Origin of the sequence: Micromonospora sp. CPCC 205561 (assembly GCF_036906775.1) — a bacterium.
In the GTDB taxonomy this organism is placed as follows: Bacteria; Actinomycetota; Actinomycetes; order Mycobacteriales; family Micromonosporaceae; genus Micromonospora.
Map to the genome: position 1 here is coordinate 313,823 of NZ_JBAKHV010000001.1, position 16,137 is coordinate 329,959.

A 16,137-nucleotide genomic window follows, 5' to 3' on the forward strand; every position below is an offset into this window, starting at 1 on the left:
CAACGAGGAGACCGGCGCGGGGACGCGGTGCCCGGGCTCACTCGGCGACGGGCAGGACGACCTCGTTGTGGCGCAGGAACCACGGCTTCCAGGGCGGATCGAAGCGGGCGTAGCGGACCGCGCCGGTGGGGCGCAGCCCGGCCGCGGTGACCGCCCGGCCCAGCGTGGTCGCGCGCCGGTCGAACGCCCGCGCCGTCCAGCGGCCCGCGAACCGCGCGGCGGCGGCCAGCTGCTCCGGAACCTCCCGGGTGTGGATCCGCGGGTCCGCCGGCTCGGGCAGCGCGTCGGGGGTGAGGCCCGCCGGCAGCACGAGCCACGCCAGCCAGCGGCCCGGCCGGTCGCCCTCCTCCTGCACGAAGGGTGCGACCGCCCCCGGGCCCGCCCCGCGCGCCACACGGTCGGGCCCCCGACGGCGGCCGGCGCCCGCGACGTACCCGGCCAGGGAGCGGAACGCGTCCCGGGCGGCCTGCTCGAACCCGCCCTCCGCCCGCACCTCGGCTACCAGGTGCGCCGGGTAGCGGCGCAGCTCGAAGCCGGGGTGCCTCGACACCACCCGGTACGGCTGCTGCTCGGCCATCGCGCGCTCCCCGTGCCCAGGGCCCCGTCTCCGGCAACGCTACCGTCCGTCGACCCCCGGTTCGGGGGAAGTCGCGTCCCGGGGGCGGGGACGCGGTGCGGTGCGCGTCAGCCGCCAGTACTGCCGCTTGCCGTCGTCGCGGATCACCACCCCGCTGCGGGCCAGCTCGCCGCGCAGCTCCCGGGCCTCGCCGCCCCGGTCGGCGTCGAGTGCCCGCTGCCGGGCCCGCAGCAGCGCGTCCGCGCCGGTCGGCAGCCCGGGCAGGTCCGGCACCCACCGCCGGTACGCGTCCCGGTGCGGGTCGCCCTCCGCCCAGGGCCAGCCGTGCGCGCGGAAGGCGGCTCGCAGCCGGTCGGCGGAGAGGTCCGACCGTTCCCGGGCCACCTCCTCGTCGTCCGCCCCGAGCAGCACCAGGTGCTTGCCGTCGACGAAGACGGCGTGCACCGAGCGCCGCTCGACGTGCCGTTCCGCGCGGTCGCGGCGCAGCCGGACCCGCTCGGTGCCGACGCTGACGCTGAGCCGCTCGGCGGTGCCGACGGCGGCGACCACCAGGCCGCCCAAAGTGCCGATCGCCACCCCGCCGAGGCCGGCCTGCGGGTCGGGCAGCCGGGCGACCAGCTCGAAGAGGTCCTGCGCCGGAACCCAGGGCTGCCCGGCGAGCCACCCCGCGCCCTTGGCGAGCAGCCACCCGGCGCCCGCGCCGAGCGCCGGGAGGCCGCCCCAGAGCACCGCCAGCTCGGCCGCGCCGCCGTCGACGACGGTGGGAGTGCCGTAGCCGTCCACGCTCAGGAAACCTCGCGCCGCAGCGTGCGGACCAGCCCCGCGACCAGCGGCACGACCAGCCAGGCCAGCAGCGACACGGCGAACCGCCCCCACTGCCCGGCGGTCACGTCCGCAGTGAGCAGCGGTTCCATGGTCCGCCCGGTGTCCAGCCAGCCCGCCGGGCCGCGCAGCGGCCGGATCATCTCGCCGAGGATCGACCAGAGCGTGGGCAGCAGCAGGTAGCCGACGATGGCCAGCGGCGTGTTGACCAGCAGCAGGCCGAAGCCGGCGCCCATCAGCACGTTGGCCACCTGGAGCACGACGGCGTGCAGCAGCAGCGATCCTTCGAGACGCCAGCCGGCGGCGCCGCCGGTGACCCCGGCGACCAGGTTGCCGACGGCGGCCACGCCGAGGCTCACCAGCACCGACGCCAGGGCCGCCAGCACCATCGCGGCCAGCTTCGCGGCGACCACCCGCCCCCGGCGGGGCACCAGGGCGAACGTGGTCAGCGCGCTGCGCTGCGACCACTCGCTGGTGATCGAGAGGATGCCCAGCACCGGCAGCAGCAGGCCGATCGGGAGCATCGAGGGGAGGAAGAAGTTGGGGAAGGTCTGCTCGGCGTCGGGCGCCCAGATCAACTGCACCACCACGAGGGCGGCGGCGAGCAGCCCGATGGTGATCAGCAGCCAGAGCCCGGCCCGGGTGTCGACGAGCTTGCGCAGCTCGACCCCGGTGAGCCGGGGCAGCGAAGGCCGGCGTACGTCGGCGCGGCGCTGGGCGGCGGCGGTGGGTGGGGTCGCGGTGGTGGTGCTCATCGGACGGCCTCCTGGGTCGACGCGCCGGCGGTCAGGGTGAGGAAGAGCTGTTCCAGGCCGCCGCTGCCGGCCGCCCGCAGTTCGGTGAGGGCGATGCCGGCGTCGGCGGCGACCTGACCGACCGCCTCGGCTTCGGCGTGGACCAGCAGCCCGTCGGTGCCGTCGGTGACCGCCAGTCGGGCCCGGTCCAGCGCGCCGCGCAGCGCCGCGGTGTCCCGGGCCCGGACCAGCGTCCCGCCGCCGGCCAGCAACTCGTGCTTCTCCCCCTGGGCCACGATCCGGCCACCCCCGATGACCACCAGCCGGTCCGCGACCGCCTCCACCTCGCGCAGCAGGTGGGAGGAGAGCAGCACGGTGCCGCCCCGGTCGGCGAAGTCCCGCAGCAGGCCGCGCATCCAGAAGATCCCCTCCGGGTCGAGGCCGTTGGCCGGCTCGTCGAGGATCAGCACCCGGGGGTCGCCCAGCAGCGCGTGCGCCAGGCCGAGGCGCTGCCGCATCCCCAGCGAGTACGCCCGGACGCGGCGCTTCGCCGCGACCTCGTTCAGCCCGACCAGGTCCAGCCTGGCGGCCACCTCCCGGCGGTCCACGCCCATCGTCGCGGCGGCCACGGCCAGCGCCTCTCGGCCGGTGCGCCCGGCGTGCTGGGCCGAGGCGTCCAGCAGCACGCCCACCTCCCGCCCGGGATTGGGCAGTTCCCGGTACGGCCGGCCGCCGACGGTGGCGCCACCGCCGCTGGGCGGGGTGAGCCCGCAGATCATCCGCATGGTGGTGGACTTGCCGGCGCCGTTGGGCCCCAGGAAGCCGGTGACGGTGCCCGGTTCGCAGCGGAACGACACGTCGTCGACGGCGGTGTGCCGCCCGTACCGTTTGGTGAGGTGTTCCACGCTGATCATGCCGCTCACGCTGCCGGAGCCAACCGGTCGCCCGCTGCGGCCGACGGTCTCGCACGCCGGCTACCGAAGTCGACGCCCGGCCTCGACTTTGGTAGCTGGTCGGCGCGCCGGCCGCCTGCCTAGCATGGCCACGTGACCCGCGCCGCCGTCCCGGAGCACCCCTGGCTGCTGCCGGGGGCGCTGAGCGTCGACGCGGCGGCGCGGGCGGGGCGGGGGCCGCGCCGCACCACCCGCGACTGGGTGGTGGACAGCATCTGCTTCCTGCTCTCCCTCGGCTGGGTGCTGCTCGCCACCGCCGACGCGGTCGGCTCCGACCCGCAGTTCTCCACCCCGCTGTCGCAGCGCTGGATGGTCCCGGCCGACGCGCTGCTCGGGCTGGCCTGCTGCGCGCTGCTCTGGGTGCGACGCCGGTGGCCGTTGGGGCTCGCCGTCGCGACCACGCCGCTCACCCTGTTCTCGATGGCGTCGGCGGTTCCGCTGCTGATCCTCTACTTCACCGTCGTGGTGCACCGCCGCACGGCCGTCGCGCTGGCGGTGACCGCCGCCGGCCTGATCACCAACTTCGCCTTCAACTACCTGCGTCCCGATCCCCACATGCCGTACTGGGTGACGGTCGCCTGGGGGGTCGTGATCAGCCTCTCCGTGCTGGCGTGGGGGATGTTCGTCCGGGCGCGCCGGCAGCTCGTCGTGTCGCTGCGCGAGCGGGCCGAGCGGGCCGAGGCGGAGCAGCAGTTGCGGGTGGCGCAGGCCCGGCACCTGGAGCGCACCCGGATCGCCCGCGAGATGCATGACGTGCTGGCGCACCGGATCTCGCTGCTCAGCCTGCACGCCGGCGCGCTGGAGTTCCGGCCGGACGCGCCGCCGGAGGAGGTGGCGCGGGCGGCCGGGGTGATCCGGGGCAGCGCCCACGCCGCGTTGCAGGACCTGCGCGAGGTGATCGGGGTGCTCCGCGCGGAGACCACCGCCGAGGAGGATCCCGAGCGCCCGCAGCCGACCCTGGGCGACCTGCCCGCGCTCGTCGAGGAGTCCCGGTCGGCCGGGGCGCGGATCGGCGTCCGCGAGGTGGTCACCTCGGTGGAGCGGGTGCCCGCGGCGGTGGGGCGCAGCGTCTACCGGATCGTGCAGGAAGGGCTGACCAACGCCCGCAAGCACGCCGCCGGCGCGGCGGTCACCGTCGACGTGGCCGGCGCCCCCGGCGACGGGCTGACCGTGGAGATCCGCAACCGGTGGCCGGTCGGCGGCGTCGCCGGCCCGGAGATCCCCGGCGCCGGCACCGGCCTGGTCGGCATCGCGGAGCGGGTCAGCCTGGCCGGCGGCCGGCTGGAGTACGGGCGCGACGACTCGGGCGACTTCCGGCTGGCGGCCTGGCTGCCGTGGCCGGCGTGACCGGGTCGGCGGCGGCCGGCCCGCGGCCCACGTCCGGCCGGCCGGTGCGGGTGCTGATCGTCGACGACGACGCGCTGGTCCGGGCCGGCCTGTCGATGATCCTCGGCGGGGTGCCGGACCTGCTCGTGGTCGGCGAGGCCGCCGACGGTGGCGAGGTGCCCGCCGCGGTGGCCGCCTGCGCGCCCGACGTGGTGCTGATGGACATCCGGATGCCCCGGCTCGACGGCCTCGCCGCCACCGAGGCGCTGCGCGCGTCGCCCGACCCGCCGGAGGTGCTGGTGCTGACCACCTTCGACGCCGACGAGCAGGTGCTCCGGGCGCTGCGGGCGGGGGCCGGCGGCTTCCTGCTCAAGGACACCCCGCCGGCGGAGATCGTGCGGGCGGTGCGCCGGGTGGCGGCGGGGGAGGCGACGCTCTCCCCGGCGGTCACCCGCCGGCTGATCGACCACGTGACCGGGCCGGGCGCGCCCGGAGGCCCCGACCCGCGCCGGGAGCGGGCGCTGCGGCAGCTCGCCGGGCTCAGCGAGCGGGAGCGCGAGGTCGCGGTCGCGCTGGGCCAGGGCCGGACGAACGCGGAGATCGCCGCCGAGCTGTTCATGAGCGTGGCGACCGTCAAGGCGTACGTGTCGCGGCTGCTGGTGAAGCTCGGCCTGAACAACCGCGTCCAGGTCGCCCTGCTGGTCCACGACGCGGGCCTCGTCTGACCGGGATCGAACCTTTCCCGGCCGGGGCCCGTACCAGTTGCCGAGGATGCGGTGCGGCGGGTCAGCCGCACCGCTGCCGGAGCCGCGGGAGGCCAGCCGTGCGAGTCGGTGAACAGTCGACGGATCCCATCGACCAGATCCTGGGCGAGCTGCCGGTGCCGGCGCCGCCGACGCCCGAGGACGTCCGGCTCGCGGTGCGGGCGGTCGTGGTGCACGCCGCCGAGGAGTGGCCGGCCGGCCCGCTGTGCCGCGACGACGGCGCGACGTACCCGTGCCGCCTGCACCGGTGGGGCCGGCGGGTGCTGGAGCGGCACGGGCTCAACGGGCGGCAGGTCGACGCCCTGGTGCGGCACGGCAACCCCTTCGTGCACGTGCCGTTCCCGTTCCCGGTGACCGGCCCCGCGCGGACGGGCCACCCGCCCCCCGCCGCCGCGCCGCGCTGGCCCCGGGCGAGCTGAGCGCGGTACGCCCGACGGCACGACCGGGACACGACGCCGGCCCGGCGCGTGGGGGTTCGTCCCCCGCGTGCCGGGCCGGCGCCGCCGTCCGGGGCGGCTCAGTCGTTGCCGGCGCCGATCCCGCAGTCCGGTGCCGACCAGCTGGTGGTGTTCGCGGTGCCGTCGCGGTTGTTCTCCCGCCGCGAGTCGACGTGCACGTGGTCGTCGTGGTCCGGGTAGCCCGGCCCGTAGATCCCGCTGAAGCCCCGGTTGCGGGCGTCGCGCGCCAGCTGGCACAGGGAGCTGGTGCGGGAGGTCAGGTCGGCGGCGTTGCCGTAGAGGTGCTGGCTGTCCGAGGCCCCGCCCACCTGGCTGTTGCAGGCGCGGCTGCGGAAGCCGCTGCTCACGCGGAGCGGCTTGTCGCCGAGGCTGCGCCGCATCGCCTCCAGCTTCCACATCGTGCGCAGCGCGTTCTGCCGGGTCTGCGCGGGGGAGAGCGGACCGCCGCTCCAACCCCCACGGCCGCAGCCGTCGTCCATCTCGGCGAAGCTGAAGTGCCGCGGCGTGCAGTCGTTGTCCTGGAGGTCGTAGAGCTTGCCGTACGTCTGGGGCCCGGCGACGCCGTCGGCGCGCAGCCCGTACGCGGACTGGAACCGCCTGACCGCGGCGGCGGTCTTCGGCCCGTAGCGGCCGTCGTTCTCCACGATGTCGCGGTTGCCGGCCCAGCCGGCCACCCGCAGCTGCAACTGGCGGACGTCGTCGCCGGAGCGCCCCTGGTGGAGATTGCGTTTCCACGTGTAGCAGCCGTCCGCGTGGGCCGCCGGCGCGGCGACCACCGTGGCGACAGCGGCGCCCGGCAGCGCCAGGGCAAATACGACAGCTGCCCGTTTCAAGGTGTTTACGCGCACAGAAGTCCTCCCGACAGGAAGTGCGAATGGGGTGGCCTCGGGGACATCGACCGGGACGTCCCGCCTTTCCCACCATGGCAGGGCGGCGGGCGGTTGGCGGCAATTAACGAGAATTGTCCTCGCTTTCGGCCGTTCCTGAGTCCTGCCTGGGAATTGGGTCGAATTGCGAAACGCCCATTCCCGGCAGGCGGCGACAGGCGGCGCGGGAGGCACGGATGGTCGCAGTCGGCCGTACCGAGGGTGATGTTCCGGCGCGCGTCCCACCCGGTAACGTCAGCGCCGGCGGGACGGGGAGGAGGCGGCGGTGGCACGCGGTGGCGTCTTCTGCGTCGAGGGTCAGTGGCACCGGGACCTCAACGAGCGCGGCTCCGTCCTGCCCACCCTGGAACTGCTCGAACGGCTCGGGAAGATCCGCTTCATCCACAAGGACGCGGCCACCCGCGACGAGCTCTTCTACTTCGTCGACCGCTGGCTGCTCAAGCAGTACGCCGACCACCGGGTCGGCTTCTTCGCCATGCACGGCGAGCCGAGCCGGCTCTGCCTCACCGACTGGGAATCCGTGCCGCTCGCCGAGTTCGCGGAGCTGATGGCGGGTCGCTGCGACGGCCGCCGGCTCTACTTCGGCAGCTGCTCGGTGCTGCGCGCCTCCGACGCGGTGCTGCGCGGCTTCCTAGACGCCACCGGGGCGGCGCTGATCTGCGGTTTCACCCGCGAGGTGGACTGGGTCGAGTCGGCGGCCTTCGAAACCGTCCTGCTCGACGTGCTGGCCAACGGCCAGCGCCACAACGCCGCCGAACTGCGGATGGGCTCCGCGCACTGGGCGCCGCTCGCCTCGTACCTCGGCTTCCGGGTGATCTACGCCAACGGCCGTGCCTGGCGGCCCTCCGCCCGCCCCCGGGTGCCCGCGCAGGCCGCCGGCCGCGCCGCCGCGCGACCCCGGTGACGTCGCCGCGGCGGGGGATCCCCCGCCGCGGGCCCGGTGCGGTCGCCGCGGCTCCGTGGCCCTGGTAGGAACGAACGATGGCACCCAGCATCGCGACGAACACCCGGGTCGACCGGGCCGAGCTGACCGAGTTCCTCCGGCCGCGGCACCGGGTGGTGCTGACGACCACCCGCGCCGACGGCCGCCCGCAGTCGTCCCCGGTCTCCGCCGGGGTGGACGGCGAGGGGCGGCTGGTCGTCTCCACCTACCCGGAGCGGGCCAAGGTCGTCAACATCCGCCGCGACCCCCGGGTCTCGGCGTGCGTCCTCTCCGACGACTGGAACGGCCCGTGGGTGCAGGTCGACGGCACCGCTGAGGTGCTGGACCTGCCCGAGGCGCTGGAACCGCTCGTCGACTACTTCCGCAGCATCTCCGGGGAGCATCCGGACTGGGACGAGTACCGGGCCGCGATGCTCCGGCAGGGCAAGTCGCTGATCCGGGTGACCGTCGAGCGCTGGGGTCCGATCGCCACCGGCGGCTTCCCCGCCCGCCTCGCCGGCTGACGGCGCCGGACGGTTCACCACCACCGCGCGGCTGACCGGGCCCGCCCTTCAGTACGCGGCGGTGAAGCGGGCGTTCTCGTGGCGTGGCTCTTCGATCTCGTCCACGATCGCCACCGCCAGGTCCTCGTAGCTGAGCACCGAGCGGCCCTCGTGGTCGGTCACCGGCTGGTCGCCCCCGGTGCGGTAGTGCCCGGTGCGCTCGCCCGGGTGGAACTCCAGCGGCGGCGGCGAGACGTACGTCCAGCTCACCCCGTCGGCGGAGGAGCGGTAGAAGTCGAGGGCGTCGGCCTGGCCGAGCGCCGCGTCCCGGTAGTCCCGCGGGAAGTCCGGCTCGTCGAGGTAGCGGGTGCCCCTCGGGGTCAGCAGGGTCGAGCCGCCGCCCACGTGGATGATCCGGGGCGCGGCCGGCAGCCCTCGCAGTACGCCGACGAGGTTCCGCGCCGCGTCGAGCCAGAGGTCGTGCCCGCCGCCGCCGATCGCCACCACCATGACGTCGGCGTCCGGCGCCAGGTCGCGTGCGCTCCGCTCGCTGGTGGCGTCCCCGGTGACCACCGTGACCGCCGGCGGCAGGTACGAGGTGGCCTCCGGGCGGCGCACCGCCGCGGTGACCCGGTGCCCGCGGCCGACCGCCTCGGCGGTGATCCGCGATCCCGCGGTGCCGCCCGCGCCGAACACGACGATGTTGCTCATGACCGCCTCCCGCCAGGCCCGCCCGGCCCGGCGGACGTAGCCGACTCCAGGCTATTGAGCGGCGCCGCCGCGCGCTGGCGGACCGGGGATCCCGGCCGGCTGCGGCGGCCCCTTGCGCTGTCACGCGGCGTCAGGTGCACTGGTACGGACCGTGACGGCTGAGGCCGGGGGTGGGCCCGATGGCGGAGGCACGCGACGCGCCCGTCGAGACGCCCGGGCCCACCGATCCACCGGCGGAACCCCGGGAGCCGACGCCGGGGCCACGCCCGTCGGAACGGCTGCGGGCACTGCTGCGCCGGCTCTCGCCCGCCGGCCGCTGGTTCGCCGGGGTCCTCGCCGCCGTCCTCACGACGGCGTTGACCGCCTGGCTCCTCGCCTGGGGCCTCCTGCCCGGCAACCCCCCGCCGCCGCCACCGCCCGACCCCGACGCGCCGCCCTTCACCGTCGCGGTCCGGGTCGGGCACGAGGCGGCGGACGGCTGGGTGGTGGAAACCCCGTGGGCGGACGTCCCCGCCCGGCCGGGGTGGGCGGGCGACTGGGGGGCGTGGTCCCGGGAGGCCGCCGGGGTGCCGGCCGCCCGGCAGCACGTCTACTTCACCGTCCAGGGCGTCGACGAGGCGCAGGTGACCCTCACCGACCTGCGGGTGCGGGTCGTGGCGCGCCGCCCCGCCCTGCTCGGCGTGTTCGCCGCCCCGGGCGGGGGCGGCCCGAGCGCCTACCGGTGGGTGGAGGCGGACCTGGACGAGGAACCCCCCGCGCTCACCGCCGGCATGTTCCGCCTGGGCGAGCAGAGCATGCCCGAGCACGAGCGCAAGGAGATCCGCTTTCCGTACCGGGTCTCGGTGACCGACGCCGAGACCTTCCTCGTCGTCGGCCACACCGAGCGCTGCGACTGCGACTGGCGGATCGAGGTCGACTGGGCGTCGCGGGGGCGCGTCGGCACCGTCACGGTGGACGACGGGGGGCGTCCCTTCCGGGTCACCGGCTCGACCGGGGCACACCTGCACTGCCGGGTGCTGCCCGACGAGGTGGAGCGGTGCGAGGGCGCCTGACGGCGGCGGGGGCGCTCAGTCCAGCAGGGCGGAGTAGACGAGCTGGCGCAGCTGCGGCCGGATCGGGTGGGTGCTCGACGGCATGAGCTGGGTGAAGAACAGGGCCGTGATCTCCTCCGCCGGGTCGACCCAGAACGCCGTGCTCGCCACGCCGCCCCAGTAGTACTCGCCGGGACTGCTCGGCACCCGGCTCGGCACGGGGTCGTCGACCACGGCGAAGCCGAGCCCGAAGCCGACCCCGTCGAGGGTGGTCTCGGCGAAGCCGCCCGTGGAGAGGGCGCTCAGGTCCCGACCGCCGGGCAGGTGGTTGCGGGTCATGAAGCGCACCGTGCGCGGTCCCAGCAGCCGCACCCCGTCGAGCTCGCCGCCGCGCAGCAGCAGCTGGGTGAAGCGGTGGTAGTCGGCGGCGCTGGAGATCAGGCCTCCGCCGCCGGAGAGCAGCAGCGGCTTCTCGTACGCCAGCGCGCCCAGCTTGTCGTAGCGGAACGCGCGGCCGGTGCGCGGGTCGGGCGCGTACAGGGCCGCGAGCCGGTCCGCGGCGTCGCCCGCGGCCCACCAGTGCGTGTCGGCCATGCCCAGCGGGCGGAGGATCCGGTCGGCGAAGAAGGCGTCCAGGCTCTGCCCGGAGACCACCTCGACCAGCCGGCCGAGCACGTCGGTGGCGACCGAGTAGCCCCAGGCGGAGCCGGGCTGGAAGAGCAGGGGCAGCTCGCCGAAGGCCCGGCAGGCCGTGGCCAGGTCGACGTCCGCGGGCGGGTACAGGTCGTAGCCGGCGGCCCGGTAGATGCCGTCGACCACCGAGGTCTGCATGAAGCCGTACGTCAGGCCGGCGGTGTGGGTGAGCAGGTGCCAGACCCGGATCGGCTCGGTCGCCGGCACGGTGTACGGCTTGAGCACCGAGCCCTTGGAGTAGACCCGCAGGTCGGCGAACTCGGGCAGCCAGCGGCTGATCTCGTCGGTCAGCTCGAAGCGGCCCTCCTCCCAGAGGATCATCGCGGCGACCGAGGTGATGGGCTTCGTCATCGAGTAGATGCGCCAGAGCGTGTCCGCCTGCACGGGGGCGCCCGCCTCGACGTCGCGCAGCCCGTACGTCGACGAGTGGGCGATCTCGCCGCGCCGGGTGACGAGCACCTGGAAGCCGGCGAGCCGGCCGTCGTCGACGTACCTGCCGAAGTGCTCGTCGATCCGCGCCAGCCGGGCGGGGTCGAAGCCGATCTGGTCCGGGTCGATGCTGCGGGCCACACTCACGACGCCGAACCTACTAGCCGGTACGCCGCACCGGAAGGGCCGCCGGCGGATGTCCGACCCCGTCGGTAGCCTGGTCCGATGCCCGAATTGACCGTGGACGCGACCTTCCGCGACGAGGACTGGTACGGCGAGGAACTGGCGGACCGGCGCTTCGTCGGCTGCACGTTCCTCCACGTCGACCTGACCGAGGCGACCAGCCGGGGCGCGGTCTTCGACGGCTGCACCTTCGGCAACGTACGGTTCAACGCCTCCCGCCACACCGACTCGGCGTTCACCCGCTGCTCCTTCCGGCGGTGCAACCTCTTCGAGGCGGAGTTCACCGGCTGCAAGCTGGTCGGCAGCACCTTCGCCCAGTGCGACCTGCGGCCGTTGACGATCGCCGGCGGCGACTGGTCCTTCGTCGCGCTCCCCGGCGCCGACCTGCGCGGGGTCCGCATCACCGACGTCCGGATGCGTGAGGCCGACCTGACGGGGGCCAACCTGACCGGGGCCACGGTCACCGGCGTCGACCTCTCCGCCGCGCAGCTGCACGCCTCCCGGCTCTCCGGCGCGGACCTGCGCGGCAGCGACCTGACCGCGCTCGATCCGACGGTGGTGGAGCGGGCCGGGGCGCTGGTCGACGCGGAGCAGGCCGTGGTCATCGCGCAGGCCCTCGGCTTCGAGATCCGCTAGCGAAAGCAGACGCGGGTTGTCCGGATTGCCTGCCAGCCTGGGGCGCATGACATGGTGGTCCGACCTCCTCCGCGAGGAGCCCGAGTTCGCGGGGCGCGTCCGGGCGCGCTTCGCGGTACGCAAGCACGGCACGATGGCGACGCTGCGCCGGGACGGCTCGCCGCGGATCAGCGGCAGCGAGTTCGACTTCGGCGCCGAGCACCTGCGGCTGGGCAGCCTGGCGGGCGCGGTCAAGGCGCTCGACCTGCGCCGCGACCCCCGGGTGGCGCTGCACTGTCCGACCGAGGACACCCCGGCGGACGATCCGGGCTCCTGGGGTGGCGACGCGAAGATCGCCGGCCTGGCGCACGAGGAGCCGGCGGCCGGGGACGGCTCGCACCGGTTCCGGATCGAGCTGACCGAGGTGGTGCTGACCCGCGTCGGCGACCCGCCGGACCACCTGGTCATCGAGAGCTGGCACCCCGGTCGGGGCCTGCGCCGGCGCCGGCGGTGAGCCGGCCGCCGCCGGGGCCGGTGCCCACCGTGGACGGCGGCGTTCACCCGGCGGCTGGGTGCGGCCCGGAGTAGCGTGGTCGCGACGACCGGGTGCGACGGCGAACGGGAGGACCGATGACGTCGAGCGAGCAGGTGCTGGACAGCCCGCAGGGCTGGGTGGCCGACCACATCCGGCGGTACCTGGAGACCGACGGCGCCGAGGGGCACGAGTGGCGGCCCGGGGTCTTCACGCTGCTGCTGACCACGCGGGGCCGGCGCAGCGGCAGGCTGCGGCGCACCGCGCTCATCTACGGCCGCGACGGCGACGCCTACCTGGTGGTCGCCTCGCAGGGCGGCGACCCGAAGCACCCGGCCTGGTACCTCAACCTGCTCGACGAGCCGCTGGTCGAGGTGCAGGTGGGCGCCGAGCGGTTCACCGCGCGGGCCCGTACGGCGGCAGCGGGGGAGAAGCCGCGGATGTGGTCCACGATGGCCGCCATCTGGCCGGCGTACGACGAATACCAGGCGAAGACCGACCGGGACATCCCCGTCGTCGTGCTCGAACGCGTCTGACAGTGCGCCGTCACGACGCCCGCCGGGCGGGCGCGGGCGGCCGGCTGACCGACGGGTCCGTCAGTCCGGCGGGACAGTTTGTCCGTCGCGCGGTGTCCGGCCTGTCGTAGTTTTCTGCTGTCCGCGTCCGTCCATCCCTTGTGGAGGTTTGGCCGATGTTCAGCACCACCACCCGCACCGTCCGTCCGACCGCCCCCCGGGGCGCCGGGGAGCCGTCCGGGGAGGTGCTCCGGGAGATCCCGCTGCCGCCGTACGTGACGGTCGAGGACGCCCAGTTCGCGGTGCGCGCGGTCGTGGTGCACGCGCCCCGGTTCTGGTCCGGCGGGACGGTGTGCCGCAACGACGCCAGCCCGCACCCGTGCCGGCTGCACACCTGGGGGACCCGGGTCCTGACGCAACGCGGCCTGCGCCCGGCCGAGATCGCCGCGCTGATCGAGCGCGGCGATCCGGCGGCCGAGCTGCCGCACCGCCCCGGCGCGTGAGGGTGTCGGCGGGGCCCGCACCGGCCCCGCCGACCCGTCAGCAGGCGCTCGGCTTCACCCACGAGCACTCCCGGCCCTCCGGGGCCCGGGGTGCCTCGGGCGCCGCCGGGGGCGCGACCCGCGCCGCGCTCGTGCCCTTCGCGGTGTACGCCGCCAGCGCGATCGCGATCTGGTCCTCCAGCGTCTTGACCGACGCGGCCAGATAGTTGTTGAGCAGGATCGAGAACGCCAACAGCCGCCCGTCGGCGTCGGTGACGTAGCCGGACAGGCCGGAGACGCCGGTCAGGCTGCCGGTCTTGGCGTGTACGTTGCCCGCCGCCGGGGTGCCCCGCATCCGGGTGCGCAGCGTCCCGCCGACGAACCGCTCCGCCTCGCCGGCGATCGGCAGGGCCGCGTACCAGGTGTCGAACCAGGGCTCCGCGCGTACGGCGGTGAGCAGGTCCACGAACTCCTCGGCCGGGATCAGGTTGCGCCGGGAGAGCCCCGAGCCGTCCCGCTGGCGCAACGTGCCGGTGTCCATCCCGGCGTCGGCGACGTACTCGCTGATCGCGGCCAGCCCGGCCGACCAGGTGCCGGAGCCGGAGAGCACCCGCCCGATCTCCTTGGTCAGCACCTCGGCGTGCCCGTTGTTGGAGAGCTTGAGGAACGGCACCACCAGCTCGGCCAGGGGCATCGAGCGGTGCCGCCCCAGCTCCGAGGCGCCCTCCGGGGTGGCCTGGCCGAGCACCGTCCGGCCGAGTACCCGTACGCCGTGCCGGCGCAGCGCGGACCGGAAGACGTCGGCCGCGTAGCCGGTGGGCTCCCAGACGCTCACCCAGTCGCTCGCCGGCTCCGCGCCGAGCGCGATCTGCCCGGTGACGACGACCGTGTTGCCGCCGTGCTCGCGCTCGAAGGAGAGCGAGGTCTCCCCGCCCGCGACCGTCTCGGCCCGGTTCTCGATCTTCAGGTAGCGGGTGGCCGGGGTCGTGGTGACGACGGGGCGCGCCCCGGCGGTCCCGCCCGGGGCGGCGCTGACGATGACGGTGCCCGCGTCGTAGTCGGTGTCCGGCGCCACGGTCAGGGCGGAGACCTGCGCGGCGTAGTAGTAGGGCTCGTCGTCCCAGGTCCAGTCGGGGCCCAGGCGGGTGCCGTCGTAGCGGGTGTCGTCGGCCACCAGGTTGCCGGTGACCACCCGTACGCCGGCGGCGGCGACCTGCGCGGCCAGCGCGTCGTAGTCGGCGGCCAGCATGGTCGGGTCGCCGCCGCCGCGCAGGTAGAGGTTGCCGGAGACCAGGCCGGCGCGCCGGGTGCCGCTGCTGCGCACCTCGGTGCTGAAGCGGTGGCCGGGCCCGAGCAGCTCCAGCGCCGCCGCCGAGGTCAGCAGCTTGGTGTTCGAGGCGGGCACCAGGCGGCGGTCGCCGTTGCGGTGGTAGACCGTCTCGCCGGTGGTCGCGTCCTTGACCACCACCGAGGCCTGCGCCCCGGCCAGCCGACCGTCGGCGAGGATCGCGTCGATGGTGGCGTTCAGGCGGGTCTCCGCGGGGGTGGGCGACTCGGCGGTGGCGATGGGCGCGCCGGCCGTGGCCGCGGTGGCGACCAGCGCCAGCAGCGCGAGCGCCCGGGGGAAGAGACGACGATGCATGGGCTGATGCTGCCATGGAGATATCTGCCAGGAAAGACCGTCGATGGAAACTATTCTTCGGCTCCCGGCGGCGGGCTGTGAGCGGGGAGACCTCCCCGGCGGGCAGCCGGACGGGCCCGCCGGTGTTGTACGCGGTATGGACGAACGCTCCGTCGACGTGCTGGTGATCGGGGCCGGTCAGGCCGGCCTCTCCGCCGGCTACCACCTGCGCCGCGTCGGCTTCGCCCCCGGCGACGGCTTCGTGATTCTCGACGGGGACGACGGGCCGGGCGGGGCGTGGCGGCACCGCTGGCCCACCCTGCGGCTCGACCGGGTGCACGGCTTCCACGACCTGCCCGGCCTGCCGTTCGCGCCGACCCGGCCCGACCTGCCGGCCGCCGACGCGGTCAGCGCCTACTTCGCCGCGTACGAGCGGGAGTTCGCTTTGCCGGTGCGGCGTCCCGTACGGGTCCGTGAGGTGCGCGACCGGCCTGACGGCCGGCTGGCCGTGCACACCGACGCCGGCTCCTGGACGGCCCGCGCCCTGGTCAACGCCACCGGCACCTGGACCCGGCCGTTCTGGCCCCACTACCCGGGCCGGTCGACGTTCCGGGGGCGCCAGCTGCACACGGCGGACTACCGGGGTCCGGCGGAGTTCGCCGGTCGGCGGGTCGTGGTGGTGGGCGGCGGGACGTCCGCCGTGCAGCTGCTCGCCGAGGTCTCCGCCGTCGCCGCCGGGACCACCTGGGTGACCCGCCGCCCGCCCGAATTCCGCGACGAGGAGTTCACCCCCGAGCGGGGACGCGCCGCGGTCGCCCTGGTCGACGCGGCGGTACGCGCCGGCCGCCCGCCGGCCAGCGTGGTGGGGCTGACCGGGCTGCCGCTCACCCCGGAGCTGCGCCGGCTGCGCGAGCGCGGCGTGCTCGACCGGCTACCCGTCTTCGACCGGATCACACCCGACGGGGTGGCCTGGGACGACGGGCGGTTCGTGGCGGCGGACGCCATCCTCTGGTGCACCGGCTTCCGGGCGGCGCTGGAGCATCTCGCGCCGCTGCGGCTGCGCGGGCCGGGCGGGGGTATCACGATGGACGGCACCCGGGTGGTCGCCGACGAGCGGATCCACCTGATCGGGTACGGCCCCTCGGCGAGCACGATCGGCGCGAACCGGGCGGGCCGCGCGGCGGTGCGCGACCTCCGCGCCAGGTTCGCGCCGGCCGGCGCCCGGCACTGACCCCGCTCTATTTGACGGATCCCCCGGCAGGGGGCAACGTAGGCCGGGAGGGCCCTCAGCCGCCCGCGTCGGCGACCACCTGCCGCCCTTCCACCGCCTCCCACGTGCGCTCGTCCGCGGGCCGATCCCGGTCCCGCGCCGCGAAACC

General features: G+C 75.4%; 19 protein-coding genes. 11 read left to right on the forward strand and 8 right to left on the reverse strand.

Annotation, left to right across the window (positions count from 1 at the left end; all coding sequences use genetic code 11):
- Nucleotides 1-37: 37 nt before the first annotated feature.
- From V6V16_RS01435 to V6V16_RS01450, 4 genes are read right to left on the reverse strand one after another with little or no spacing between them, the layout of a single operon-like run.
- The gene (locus V6V16_RS01435; RefSeq protein ID WP_334558721.1) at nt 38-577 is read right to left on the reverse strand and encodes an SOUL family heme-binding protein; all 540 of its coding nucleotides are present in this window, start codon (nt 575-577) and stop codon (nt 38-40) included.
- Between the two features lie 39 nt (nt 578-616).
- Nucleotides 617-1,360 carry a YqeB family protein gene (locus V6V16_RS01440; protein ID WP_334558724.1) on the reverse strand — a complete coding sequence of 248 codons (744 nt, stop codon included), beginning with the start codon at nt 1,358-1,360 and terminating at the stop codon, nt 617-619.
- A 2-nt stretch (nt 1,361-1,362) separates the two neighbouring features.
- Nucleotides 1,363-2,154: an ABC transporter permease gene (locus V6V16_RS01445; protein ID WP_334558727.1), complete on the reverse strand. Its 792-nt coding sequence runs from the start codon at nt 2,152-2,154 to the stop codon at nt 1,363-1,365.
- On the reverse strand, nt 2,151-3,047 hold the full coding sequence (locus tag V6V16_RS01450) for an ABC transporter ATP-binding protein (RefSeq protein ID WP_334558729.1): 897 nt from the start codon (nt 3,045-3,047) through the stop codon (nt 2,151-2,153). The genes V6V16_RS01445 and V6V16_RS01450 overlap by 4 nt, the downstream gene beginning before the upstream one ends.
- Nucleotides 3,048-3,179: 132 nt before the next feature.
- On the opposite strand from V6V16_RS01450, the gene V6V16_RS01455 reads away from it, so the two are divergent.
- The 3 genes from V6V16_RS01455 to V6V16_RS01465 all read left to right on the forward strand — a co-directional run bounded on the left by V6V16_RS01455 (nt 3,180) and on the right by V6V16_RS01465 (nt 5,595).
- A complete protein-coding gene (locus tag V6V16_RS01455) occupies nt 3,180-4,433 on the forward strand; it encodes a sensor histidine kinase (protein WP_334558731.1) in 1,254 nt (417 codons plus the stop codon).
- Nucleotides 4,412-5,137, forward strand: a complete 726-nt coding sequence (locus tag V6V16_RS01460) for a response regulator (RefSeq protein WP_442934012.1) — start codon at nt 4,412-4,414, stop codon at nt 5,135-5,137. Before V6V16_RS01455 ends, V6V16_RS01460 begins: the two co-directional genes overlap by 22 nt.
- Before the next feature lie 98 nt (nt 5,138-5,235).
- Nucleotides 5,236-5,595: a hypothetical protein gene (locus V6V16_RS01465; RefSeq protein WP_334558737.1), complete on the forward strand. Its 360-nt coding sequence runs from the start codon at nt 5,236-5,238 to the stop codon at nt 5,593-5,595.
- 98 nt (nt 5,596-5,693) lie between these two features.
- Here V6V16_RS01465 and V6V16_RS01470 read toward each other — a convergent pair whose 3' ends face one another.
- Nucleotides 5,694-6,482 (reverse strand): D-Ala-D-Ala carboxypeptidase family metallohydrolase, encoded by a 789-nt coding sequence (locus V6V16_RS01470; RefSeq protein WP_334558739.1) that lies wholly within the window; start codon nt 6,480-6,482, stop codon nt 5,694-5,696.
- A gap of 304 nt (nt 6,483-6,786) precedes the next feature.
- Here V6V16_RS01470 and V6V16_RS01475 point away from each other — a divergent pair, with 304 nt between their 5' ends.
- Both V6V16_RS01475 and V6V16_RS01480 read left to right on the forward strand, forming a co-directional pair.
- On the forward strand, nt 6,787-7,425 hold the full coding sequence (locus V6V16_RS01475) for a DUF6642 family protein (protein WP_334558741.1): 639 nt from the start codon (nt 6,787-6,789) through the stop codon (nt 7,423-7,425).
- Between the two features lie 77 nt (nt 7,426-7,502).
- The gene (locus V6V16_RS01480; protein ID WP_334558743.1) at nt 7,503-7,967 is read left to right on the forward strand and encodes a PPOX class F420-dependent oxidoreductase; all 465 of its coding nucleotides are present in this window, start codon (nt 7,503-7,505) and stop codon (nt 7,965-7,967) included.
- Between the two features lie 48 nt (nt 7,968-8,015).
- Here V6V16_RS01480 and V6V16_RS01485 read toward each other — a convergent pair whose 3' ends face one another.
- Nucleotides 8,016-8,657, reverse strand: a complete 642-nt coding sequence (locus V6V16_RS01485) for an NAD(P)-dependent oxidoreductase (RefSeq protein WP_334558746.1) — start codon at nt 8,655-8,657, stop codon at nt 8,016-8,018.
- A gap of 179 nt (nt 8,658-8,836) precedes the next feature.
- On the opposite strand from V6V16_RS01485, the gene V6V16_RS01490 reads away from it, so the two are divergent.
- Entirely contained in the window at nt 8,837-9,709 is an 873-nt protein-coding gene (locus V6V16_RS01490) for a hypothetical protein (RefSeq protein ID WP_334558749.1), read from the forward strand.
- 15 nt (nt 9,710-9,724) lie between these two features.
- Here V6V16_RS01490 and V6V16_RS01495 read toward each other — a convergent pair whose 3' ends face one another.
- Nucleotides 9,725-10,957, reverse strand: a complete 1,233-nt coding sequence (locus V6V16_RS01495; protein WP_334558752.1) for a serine hydrolase domain-containing protein — start codon at nt 10,955-10,957, stop codon at nt 9,725-9,727.
- 78 nt (nt 10,958-11,035) lie between these two features.
- Here V6V16_RS01495 and V6V16_RS01500 point away from each other — a divergent pair, with 78 nt between their 5' ends.
- From V6V16_RS01500 to V6V16_RS01515, 4 genes are all read left to right on the forward strand, one after another.
- Entirely contained in the window at nt 11,036-11,629 is a 594-nt protein-coding gene (locus tag V6V16_RS01500; RefSeq protein ID WP_334558754.1) for a pentapeptide repeat-containing protein, read from the forward strand.
- A gap of 46 nt (nt 11,630-11,675) precedes the next feature.
- On the forward strand, nt 11,676-12,122 hold the full coding sequence (locus V6V16_RS01505) for a pyridoxamine 5'-phosphate oxidase family protein (protein WP_334558757.1): 447 nt from the start codon (nt 11,676-11,678) through the stop codon (nt 12,120-12,122).
- A 116-nt stretch (nt 12,123-12,238) separates the two neighbouring features.
- The gene (locus V6V16_RS01510; RefSeq protein ID WP_334558760.1) at nt 12,239-12,676 is read left to right on the forward strand and encodes a nitroreductase family deazaflavin-dependent oxidoreductase; all 438 of its coding nucleotides are present in this window, start codon (nt 12,239-12,241) and stop codon (nt 12,674-12,676) included.
- Between the two features lie 155 nt (nt 12,677-12,831).
- Entirely contained in the window at nt 12,832-13,158 is a 327-nt protein-coding gene (locus V6V16_RS01515; protein WP_334558762.1) for a hypothetical protein, read from the forward strand.
- A gap of 37 nt (nt 13,159-13,195) precedes the next feature.
- Here the strand turns inward: V6V16_RS01515 and dacB are convergent, their stop codons facing one another.
- Nucleotides 13,196-14,779, reverse strand: a complete 1,584-nt coding sequence (dacB, locus tag V6V16_RS01520; RefSeq protein ID WP_334558766.1) for a D-alanyl-D-alanine carboxypeptidase/D-alanyl-D-alanine endopeptidase — start codon at nt 14,777-14,779, stop codon at nt 13,196-13,198.
- 136 nt (nt 14,780-14,915) lie between these two features.
- Here dacB and V6V16_RS01525 point away from each other — a divergent pair, with 136 nt between their 5' ends.
- Complete coding sequence (locus V6V16_RS01525; protein ID WP_334558769.1) at nt 14,916-15,989, forward strand: NAD(P)-binding domain-containing protein; 1,074 nt, start codon at nt 14,916-14,918, stop codon at nt 15,987-15,989.
- Nucleotides 15,990-16,137 lie beyond the last annotated feature (148 nt).

Excerpts from the sequence above, each read along its gene's own strand:
- V6V16_RS01435 (WP_334558721.1), bottom strand. The coding sequence starts at position 577 with ATGGCCGAGCAGCAGCCGTACCGGGTGGTGTCGAGGCACCCCGGCTTC.
- V6V16_RS01445 (WP_334558727.1), bottom strand. The coding sequence starts at position 2,154 with ATGAGCACCACCACCGCGACCCCACCCACCGCCGCCGCCCAGCGCCGC.
- V6V16_RS01450 (WP_334558729.1), bottom strand. The coding sequence starts at position 3,047 with ATGATCAGCGTGGAACACCTCACCAAACGGTACGGGCGGCACACCGCC.
- V6V16_RS01480 (WP_334558743.1), top strand. The coding sequence starts at position 7,503 with ATGGCACCCAGCATCGCGACGAACACCCGGGTCGACCGGGCCGAGCTG.
- V6V16_RS01485 (WP_334558746.1), bottom strand. The coding sequence starts at position 8,657 with ATGAGCAACATCGTCGTGTTCGGCGCGGGCGGCACCGCGGGATCGCGG.
- V6V16_RS01490 (WP_334558749.1), top strand. The coding sequence starts at position 8,837 with ATGGCGGAGGCACGCGACGCGCCCGTCGAGACGCCCGGGCCCACCGAT.
- V6V16_RS01500 (WP_334558754.1), top strand. The coding sequence starts at position 11,036 with ATGCCCGAATTGACCGTGGACGCGACCTTCCGCGACGAGGACTGGTAC.
- V6V16_RS01505 (WP_334558757.1), top strand. The coding sequence starts at position 11,676 with ATGACATGGTGGTCCGACCTCCTCCGCGAGGAGCCCGAGTTCGCGGGG.
- V6V16_RS01510 (WP_334558760.1), top strand. The coding sequence starts at position 12,239 with ATGACGTCGAGCGAGCAGGTGCTGGACAGCCCGCAGGGCTGGGTGGCC.
- V6V16_RS01515 (WP_334558762.1), top strand. The coding sequence starts at position 12,832 with ATGTTCAGCACCACCACCCGCACCGTCCGTCCGACCGCCCCCCGGGGC.
- dacB (WP_334558766.1), bottom strand. The coding sequence starts at position 14,779 with ATGCATCGTCGTCTCTTCCCCCGGGCGCTCGCGCTGCTGGCGCTGGTC.
- V6V16_RS01525 (WP_334558769.1), top strand. The coding sequence starts at position 14,916 with ATGGACGAACGCTCCGTCGACGTGCTGGTGATCGGGGCCGGTCAGGCC.